The following is an 8,876-nucleotide window of genomic DNA, read 5'->3' as shown; positions in this document are numbered from 1 at the left end:
CCGGAAGCCGGCGGCGGGGCAGGTATCCTGGTGGTCGATCTCCACGAAGGAGGCCTCAATGGTCACCTTGGACCGGGGCATCTTGAAGGTATACTTGCCGTCGCCCTTGTCGGTCAGCTTGATCTCGTCCCCGTTCTTGTCGGTGACGGTCAGCTCGTCCAGCTCATAGCCCTCGTCGGCCTTGACGGTGATGGTCACCGTCCGGCCGCTGGAGGCGCTCTTGGGGGACACGGTCACACTGCCGTTGTCAATGTTCTTGTCCACGCTGATGGAGTAGCTGCTGGAGCCGCCTCCGCCGCCGCTGCCACCGCCAGTATAGGTCCACTGGGCTACCAAGGTCACATCTTTGGTCACCTGATATTCCTTCTGCTCGATCTTTGTGCCATCCTCATACCAGCCCTGGAATGTATAGCTCCCACTGCGTGTTGGGGTGGGCAGGGTGATGGTTTGATTCGCCTCCACCATCTGGGTAGGCACAGCGTTGCCGCCGTTGCTGTCAAAGGTAACCGTAAACACCGCATCCGTTTTCAGATTATCCGTGTAAGTTACATCAGGCTGTATGGACACATTGACCGGGGTCTTGTTATCCTTACCAGGCTCGCCCAAAACAACGGGCCCGTATGGAGTTTCTTCTGCAGCCCCGCTGTCAACAGCGTTATTTTCGCTAAAGACACAGCCCTCTATTGTCACGCCGTCCAGAGAGGCGTCATTCGTGGCATAACTACCGTCGTCACGGGCTTTGATGTGGAGCGCGGTGCCGCGATTGGCACCGTTTCCGGTAAAGGTACAGCCTGTAAAGGTGATGTCCTCATATGTGCCGTACTTCAGGTTCAGGTCCACGCCGCACATCCAGGTGGAGAAGGTTTCACTTACCTGCTCCGCGTCATCGCCATTGTTCAAGAACTTACAATCAGTAAACGAAGAATTGGTCAGCTTTTCAAGGTAGACGCCTTTGATATAGCAGTCCTGGATGGTCAAATCATTTGCGGTGATGGAGAGAGGCTTGTCATTGGTTGTACTGCTGCTGAAATACAGGCCATAGTCAAATCCCTGGATGGTCACGTTGTTCAGCTTCAAGTCGCCAACGCCGTAGGCCATGTTATAGGTGCCCAACCCCATATAGGGCGCAGCCATGATCTCACTGGCCACATAGTTTTCGTTGGCAGTTTCGCCAGCCACAATCAGATTTTGGATGGTGAGGGAATCCAGATCCGCCGTGATCTGCAGCGCCGCGCAGTCCTTCGCCGTCAGGGTGTTGTCCTTCCCGTCGATGACGACCGCCTTATTGATTTTAAGAGACTCAGTAATCTCCACTGGTTTCAGCAGAGTGATGATATCACCGTTCTTGGCGGCCTCCACGGCGGCCGCTAAAGTGGTGTAACCTACGTTGCCGATGGAAGCTACGGCCGTGCTCTCATCAACAACCACGTTGCCGCTTTCGTCCTGAGTGGTGCCCTCAGGAAGATAGTCGCTCACATCTACCTTACCGCCGTCGGCATTCTGGAAAGTGCCGCCGGTGACGGTAATATTGTCTGCGGAGCCGTCCAGGTTCTTCTTACCTACGATGGTACCACCGGAAATAGCAGCTTGACTCTGTGCTCCCACCTTAACAGCCGCCGAACTATAGCTGGTAGTTTCGATGGTGCCGCCAGTGATGTTGACAGTATTATTATAGTCGGCGCTTATGCCATAGGCTCCAGATTTGATGCTGCCTCCTTCCACATTCAGTATGGTGGTACCTTTTACAGCGATACCAGTGCCTTTGGTCTCGATCTCGGCCTCGCCGCCAATGTTCACAGTCAGCGCATAGTCGGTGAGGATACCAGTCCCAGTCGAGGTCATTTTGCCGCCGGTCATATTAAACACGATGCTCTCCGGGTCAGTGGAGCCGCTACCGCTGCTAACAAAGGCAGTATTAGAACCATCGTTTTCGATTAGACCTCCGGTGATATTGACTACGGTACCCTTGCCGCGGATGGCAAGGGTTGAATAGCTCTGACTTTTCATCGTACCGCCGTTGATGGTAACAGTCGTATTTTGGGCAGAAGTATAAATGTCCAGAGCATCCTCTATCGCAGTGATCGTACCGCCATTCATGGTAAAGCTGCTTCCATTCCCCTTCAGCTGTAGGGGGTAGCTGCTGGAAGCGTCCTTGATCTCAATTTTGCCGGTGCCAGCCTCAGAGCTATCTTCCAGCGTCAGAGATCCGCCATTGACCGTGATAAGGAAATAATTAGAGGCATTATAGGTGTTGGTGATACTATAGCCGTTCAGGTCCAGCACGACGGTCGTACCGCTGGCGACAGTCCAGCTCTGTTTCTCACTCACTTCAATGCTTTCGGTCAGTTTGATATTGCCGCCGCTGGTCAGAGCGGCGCCCAGTGCCTCCGCGCCGCTGACCTCAGTCCATCCATCTTCCGTGGTGTCCGGCTCCTGGCCGGACGCCTCTGTGGCCGTGGTCCCGCTGGACTGCAGGTCAACGCTTTCCTCCAGTGCCGCCGCTGGGAACATTGACAGCACCATAATCATCGCCATCAATGTGGACAACAGCTTTTTCTTCATGTTTTTTCTCCTCCTCTTCTGTCCAAATTGGACTAAATGATTATTTTGTCAATAGGAAAGCCGCCGGAAAGCGATTTAGGTCAGACATTTTTCTCCCGTACTTAAAGAGGAAAAGGAAAATCAAGGAAAAAATTGGAAAAATGTGTATGAAAGTTAAGCCGTCGGAGAAAAAATTCTCATACGGTCCGGTTTTTATACTGTTAAACTTGCATTCTCTTTTGGAGTGCGCTACAATAATGCCATGGATGGTCGGCTCTGTTAGCGGATGTGTGACCAAATAATCATTTTGTTACACAATAGGCATATGTCAACAGCAAGAGTCACCGCAAAATAATCATTTTGTCTAGCAGACCAGACGGAGCCGGTCCAGGGTTCGGATGTGTTCCGCCCCGGAGGTCAGCAGATAGATGCGCGTCGTTTCGATGCTGGAGTGGCCCAGCACATCAGCCAGCTTGACGATATCCCCACAGGCCCGGTAAAAGACGGTGGCAAATAGGTGCCGCAGGTTGTGGGGAAAGACCTTGGACGGCTCCACCCCGGCATGATGGCACAGGTTCTTCATCTCTGACCATATCTGTTTTCTGGACAGGCTTTTGCCGCCGCCGGTGCGAAACACCTCGCCGGAGGCGATTTTTTCTTTTCGGGCATATTTTAGAAGCTTGCGGCACAGCTTGCCCGGAAGCAGAATGGTGCGGATCTTCCCCTTTAGGGATATCTCGGCCCGGCCACTCCGGGCGGCCTCCACGGTGAGATAGCGGACCTCAGACACCCGGACCCCGGTGGCCCCTATGGTTTCCAGTACCAGGGCAAGGCGCTCCCGTCCCAGCAGGCGGGCCGTTTCGATCAGGTGTTCATACTCCTCCCGCGTCAGCTCCCGGGAAGGGTCACGGAATGCCCGCCGCTGGACACGCAGCGCCTTCACCCGGCACTCCTGCCAACCAAAGTAGGAAAAGAAGCTGTTGAGCGCGGACAACATTCCATTTATAGTGGCCGGAGCGTAGCGGCAGGACACCAGATGCTCCTTCCATTCGACTGCCTTCTCTCTGGTCACGGCACGTCCGGCCAGCCAGAATACAAAGCGGTCTACATTTCGCAGATAGTTTTCGACGGTGCCGGGGGCGCGCTCCTCCTCCCTCAGATGCTCGCCATACCTGGCAATCTGTTCGGCTGTGATTGTGTGAGCATTCATACTAAGCCCTCCCATCAAAGTAATATTCCTATTTTAACTTGATGAGGCGCTGTTATACGCTCTTATGTTCCCTTTTGTGAAGGCTAAAAAGTGATCAGACAGCAGGCTGCCGACCCTCGCCCGCTCTCAAAAACGCCCCGCCTTGGCTTTTTGCCAAGGCGGGGCGTTTCTACAAAGCTCTGCGTGCCTGGCGACCTCCCCGCTCCAAATTTAATTGTAAAATCCGTTGCGAAATTTTGCGCCTTCCGCTATAATTTACAGTTAGATAGATATGCGTTTCGGCGCGCCGAAACAACACGGCTGAAAAATAGCTTTTCATTTCCGGAGGGACCTCATGAAACTTTTAATCAAAAACGGGCGGGTGGTCCACCCTGTGACCTCCGCCGTCATACTTCAGGATATCCTGATTGAGGACGGAAAGATCGTCCTGATTGAGCGCGGCCTGGAGGCAGAGGCTGACCAGGTCATCGACGCCTCCGGTCTGGCCGTCTCCCCTGGCCTGGTGGATATGCATGTCCACCTCCGGGACCCCGGCCTCACCTATAAGGAGGATATCATCACCGGCTCCAACGCGGCCGCCCGTGGCGGCATCACCGCCATGGCCTGCATGGCCAACACCAGCCCCACAGTGGACTGCCCCGAGCAGGTCCAGTATGTGCTGGACCGGGCCAACCAGGGCTCCGGGGTCCAGATCTTCCCCATCGCCGCCCTGTCCAAAGGGCTCCGCGGGGAGGAGCCCACCGATGCCGACGCGCTGAAAAAGGCGGGAGCCATAGCTCTGTCGGATGACGGGAACAATGTGGACAACGCAAATCTCATGCGGGATGTATTGATCCAAGCCGGTCAGTTGGACATTCCGGTCCTGTGCCACTGCGAGGACACCTCCATGGTGGAGGGGCGGGCGGTGAATGAGGGCAGCGTATCCCGACAGCTTTGGCTGGAGGGACGGCCCGCCATCGCCGAGGAACTGGTGGTCATGCGGGACGCCATGCTGGCCGAGGAGACCGGGGCCCACGTCCATATCTGCCATGTGTCCACCGCCCGCAGCGTGGAGATCATCCGAAAGATGAAAAAGAAGGGCATCCACATCACCTGTGAGACCTGCCCCCAATACTTCACCCTCACCGAGGACGAGGTGCTGGTCCAGGGTTCCCTGGCAAGGGTCAACCCGCCCCTGCGCACCGCCCAGGATGTCAAGGGCATCATCGCCGGCCTGAAGGACGGCACCATAGACGCCATCGCCACTGACCACGCCCCCCACTCCGCCGAGGAGAAGGCCCGCCCCCTTGTCCGGGCGCCCAGCGGCATGATCGGGCTGGAGACCAGTCTGGCCATCACGCTGACCCAGTTGTACCACACGGGCAAAATGGAGCTGCCTGAGATCATCCGCCGGATGAGCACCAACCCCTCTGACATCCTCCACCTGCCAAAAGGTCGGATGTCCCTTGGGGTGGACGGGGACCTAACCATCTTCGACCCCAACGAGGAGTGGACCGTTGACCCGGAGCGGTTCGCTTCCAAGGCCCGGAATACCCCCTTCGGCGGCTGGAAGGTCAAGGGCCGGGTGAAATATACCATTGTCAAGGGCCGGGTCATCTACCGCCAGGCCTGAGACATCACATAAACAGAGGAGGAAGGACGCTATGTCTTTTGACGTATTACAGGATAAGATACGCGCCATGAAAAACCCCACCGTAGCCGGGCTGGACGCCCGGATCGAGTATGTTCCCGAACACATCCGCCGGGCCGCTTTTGAGGAGCACGGCGTGGGGCTGAAGGGGGCCGCCGAGGCCATCTACCAGTTCAACGCGGGCCTGATCGACGCCCTGTGCGACGTCGTTCCGGCGGTGAAGCCCCAGTCTGCCTACTACGAGAATCTGGGCTGGCAGGGCATGGAGATGCTGGAGCGGACCATCCGCTACGCCAAGAGCAAGGGACTGTTCGTCATCGCTGACATCAAGCGGGGGGACATCGGCTCCACCGCCGCCGCCTACGCCGAGGGCTGGCTGTCCGGGGCCAGCATCGAGGGCCAGCAGTTCAAGTCCTTTGACGCCGACTGCGTCACCCTGAACGGATATATGGGCTCTGACTCCATCAATCCCTTCCTGAAGGCCGCCAAGGAGGAGGACAAGTGTGTTTTTGTCCTGGTCAAGACCTCCAACCCCGGCTCCGGCGAGCTTCAGGACATCGTGGCCGGGGACCGGCTGGTCTACCAGGTAATGGGCGACCTCAACGAGCGCATCGCCGCCGGCACCGAGGGCAAATACGGCTATACGATGGCTGGGGCCGTCACCGGAGCCACCTACCCCTCTGACATCCGGGCCCTGCGGAAGCGGCTGGAGCATACCTTCTTCCTGGTCCCCGGTTACGGCGCTCAGGGGGGCACCGCTGACGACGTGCGGTACGCCTTTGACAAATATGGCCACGGGGCCATTGTCAACTCCTCCCGTGGCATTATGTGTGCCTGGCAAAAGACTGGTGGGGATGGCCATGATTTTCAGGAGGCCGCCAGAAACGCCGCCATCGCCATGCGGGATGATATCAAGCAGTTTGTGACCATCGTTTAACGGGAGAGACGGAGGACCCCGCCCCGGTGCGGGAACAAGGAGGCGGTATCATGGCAAATTGTGTCCTATGCGGCCAGAAGCTGGGTATGTTCGACAAGGTAAAGATAGACTTTCATAACACCAAGCAGTCTGTGTGCTCGGACTGTGCCAATCGGCTGGACAATACCGTGGGGCCGGAACGGGCGGAGCTGTTCCGCCAAATTTTGGATTCCCCCTATTTGGAAAACGGGGAGGACATCCGCGCCGACATCAACACTGGCAAGCCCTGCCCTGCCTGCGGCGCCATCCTCCACCGGAAACTGCGGAATTTCTCCATCGGCTCCGACGGGTACGGCGGGCTCTCCTCTTTGGGTCTGCCCAGCTATGAGGTGGACCTGTACGCCTGCCCCCAGTGCGGCAAGGTGGAGCTGTACACCGCCGCCCCTGGCGCCTGGGCCGCGCTGACCGACCAGCCGGAAGCGGAGCAGGTCACCTGCCCCGACTGCGGGACCCGCCACAGCCCCCTGATCGGCTGTCCCAGCTGCGCTGTGCGTCAGGCTGGATCGGGCCGGACTTTCCCCCAGGAGGAGAAGCAGTCTACCAGCAAGAGGTCCAAAAAGGTCCCCTGGGAGAAGTGACTATCCCTTTTCCCGGTTCAACACAGTATAGAAAGCAGAGATGTCTATGAAAGTAGAACGAGAATGTAAGATTGTGTCCAAGGAGCAGGTGGGCGACGCCGTCTATATGACACTGGAGGTGGGAGACATGATCCGCGCCTCCTTCCGGGCCCCCGGTCAGTTCGTCCATATCCGGTGTGGGGAGGGGCTGCTGCTGCGGCGGCCCATCTCGGTGTGCTCCTGTATGGAGGACGAGCCCGACGACCTGTTGTCCATCGTCTTTGAGGTCCGGGGAGAGGGGACCCGGTGGCTGGCCGGCCGGGAGCTGGGGGACAGTCTGGATGTGCTGGGTCTGGCGGGCAACGGCTTTGATCTGAAGCCGGAGGGCCGCTACCTCCTGGTGGGTGGCGGCATCGGCATCCCGCCTATGCTGGGCTGCGCCCAGTACACCGGGGGAAGGGCCACCGCCATCCTGGGAGGCCGCTCCCGGGACAAGATCATTTTAGAGGATTTCTTCCGGGAGGACTGCGCCAAGGTTCTGTGCGCCACTGATGACGGCTCTCTGGGACATCACGGCTTTGTGGACGCCCTGGTCCGCCGGGAGCTGTCTGAGGACAGGGGCTATGACGGAGTGCTGGCCTGCGGCCCCAAGCCCATGCTGCGGAACGTGGCGAAGGTAGCGGAGGAGTTTGGCATCCCCTGCCAGGTGTCTATGGAGGAGCGGATGGGCTGCGGCGTGGGGGCCTGTCTGGTGTGCGCCTGCGACATGGCCGACGGCAGCCGGAAGCATGTATGCAAGGACGGCCCGGTATTTGATTCCAGGGAGGTAGACTGGGATGCCTGATGTGAATTTGTCCGTCACGCTGGCGGGGATGACCATGAAAAATCCGGTGGTGGTGGCCTCTGGTACCTTTGGATTCGGCCGGGAGTACAGCCAGTTTTTTGACCTGTCGGAGCTGGGAGGCATCTGTGCCAAGGGCCTGACTCTGCTCCCACGGGAGGGCAATCCCGCTCCTCGCATCGCGGAAACCCCTATGGGTATCCTCAACTCCGTGGGCCTGCAAAATCCCGGCGTTGACGCCTTTATCACTGAGGAGCTGCCCTTCCTGCGGCAGTACGACACAAAGGTGATCGCCAACATCTCGGGCAACACCCCGGAGGAATACGGCATTATGTGCGAAAAGCTGGCTGGGGCCGGAGTGGACATGATAGAGGTGAACATCTCCTGCCCCAACGTGAAGGCTGGAGGGCTGGCCTACGGCACCCGGCCGGAGCTGGCCGCTGAGGTCACCCATGTGGCCAAGGCCCACGCGGGGCAGGTCCCTGTGATGGTCAAGCTGTCCCCCAATGTCACCGACATCACCGAGATCGCCAGGGCAGTGGAGGGCACCGGGGCGGACGCCATTTCCCTCATCAACACCATCCGGGGGATGCGGATCGACGTGAACACCCGCCGCCCCATTTTAAAGATGAATACCGGCGGCCTGTCCGGCCCCGCTGTGCTGCCCGTGGCGGTGCGGATGGTGTGGGAGGTGGCCCAGGCTGTCAAGGTGCCCATCTTGGGCATGGGCGGCGTGTCCAAGGGGGAGGACGCGGCCCAGCTGATGCTGGCGGGGGCCAGTGCCGTGGCGGTGGGCACCGCCCTGTTTGCCGATCCCTATACCCCCTTAAAGGTCCGGGACGGGCTGGCCGTCCTCGCCGCCGGGCAGGGCCTTGCGGCGGTCCGGGAGCTGACGGGAAAGGTCCTCCCCTGGTAAGTCGGCCGGGTTGATCTCCTGGAAACCTGCATATACTATCCCATCTCTGTGAAGATGGGAGGATGAGCCTGTGCTCCATCTGGTCATTGAGCGCACCCTGCCCACAGTCATCTCCCTGTGTGAGTTGATGGGCATTTTCGTGGTGGCCGTGTCCGCCCTGGGGGGCTTTTTCCGGTACTGCCGGGGACTGATCACCCACCGGGCG

General features: G+C 58.7%; 7 protein-coding genes. 5 read left to right on the top strand and 2 right to left on the bottom strand.

Annotated features, from left to right (window positions below; genetic code table 11):
- Together OCV64_RS05280 and OCV64_RS05275 are read right to left on the bottom strand one after the other, a co-directional pair.
- Window positions 1-2,562, bottom strand: a 2,562-nt coding sequence (locus OCV64_RS05280; RefSeq protein ID WP_262669495.1) for an InlB B-repeat-containing protein, incomplete at its 3' end; no start/stop codon positions are given.
- 343 nt (window positions 2,563-2,905) lie between these two features.
- Window positions 2,906-3,751, bottom strand: coding sequence for a tyrosine-type recombinase/integrase (locus OCV64_RS05275; RefSeq protein WP_186852168.1), 846 nt, complete (start codon window positions 3,749-3,751; stop codon window positions 2,906-2,908).
- 334 nt (window positions 3,752-4,085) lie between these two features.
- Between OCV64_RS05275 and OCV64_RS05270 the strand changes: the two genes are divergently transcribed.
- From OCV64_RS05270 to OCV64_RS05250, 5 genes are read left to right on the top strand one after another with little or no spacing between them, the layout of a single operon-like run.
- The gene (locus OCV64_RS05270) at window positions 4,086-5,363 is read left to right on the top strand and encodes a dihydroorotase (RefSeq protein ID WP_147570943.1); all 1,278 of its coding nucleotides are present in this window, start codon (window positions 4,086-4,088) and stop codon (window positions 5,361-5,363) included.
- 31 nt (window positions 5,364-5,394) lie between these two features.
- Complete coding sequence (gene pyrF, locus OCV64_RS05265; RefSeq protein WP_186852169.1) at window positions 5,395-6,318, top strand: orotidine-5'-phosphate decarboxylase; 924 nt, start codon at window positions 5,395-5,397, stop codon at window positions 6,316-6,318.
- 50 nt (window positions 6,319-6,368) lie between these two features.
- Window positions 6,369-6,935, top strand: coding sequence for a hypothetical protein (locus tag OCV64_RS05260; RefSeq protein WP_262669494.1), 567 nt, complete (start codon window positions 6,369-6,371; stop codon window positions 6,933-6,935).
- 46 nt (window positions 6,936-6,981) lie between these two features.
- Window positions 6,982-7,758: a dihydroorotate dehydrogenase electron transfer subunit gene (locus OCV64_RS05255; RefSeq protein ID WP_147570946.1), complete on the top strand. Its 777-nt coding sequence runs from the start codon at window positions 6,982-6,984 to the stop codon at window positions 7,756-7,758.
- Complete coding sequence (locus OCV64_RS05250; protein WP_262669493.1) at window positions 7,751-8,671, top strand: dihydroorotate dehydrogenase; 921 nt, start codon at window positions 7,751-7,753, stop codon at window positions 8,669-8,671. Before OCV64_RS05255 ends, OCV64_RS05250 begins: the two co-directional genes overlap by 8 nt.
- The last annotated feature ends 205 nt before the right edge of the window (window positions 8,672-8,876 follow it).

Source organism: Muriventricola aceti (assembly GCF_025567565.1).
Lineage (GTDB): Bacteria > Bacillota > Clostridia > Oscillospirales > Oscillospiraceae > Lawsonibacter > Lawsonibacter aceti.
The sequence above is the reverse complement of the archived record's forward strand: the minus strand, read 5'-3'. Positions and strand labels throughout refer to the sequence as shown.

Excerpts from the sequence above, each read along its gene's own strand:
- OCV64_RS05250 (WP_262669493.1), top strand. The coding sequence starts at position 7,751 with ATGCCTGATGTGAATTTGTCCGTCACGCTGGCGGGGATGACCATGAAA.
- pyrF (WP_186852169.1), top strand. The coding sequence starts at position 5,395 with ATGTCTTTTGACGTATTACAGGATAAGATACGCGCCATGAAAAACCCC.
- OCV64_RS05270 (WP_147570943.1), top strand. The coding sequence starts at position 4,086 with ATGAAACTTTTAATCAAAAACGGGCGGGTGGTCCACCCTGTGACCTCC.
- OCV64_RS05260 (WP_262669494.1), top strand. The coding sequence starts at position 6,369 with ATGGCAAATTGTGTCCTATGCGGCCAGAAGCTGGGTATGTTCGACAAG.
- OCV64_RS05275 (WP_186852168.1), bottom strand. The coding sequence starts at position 3,751 with ATGAATGCTCACACAATCACAGCCGAACAGATTGCCAGGTATGGCGAG.
- OCV64_RS05255 (WP_147570946.1), top strand. The coding sequence starts at position 6,982 with ATGAAAGTAGAACGAGAATGTAAGATTGTGTCCAAGGAGCAGGTGGGC.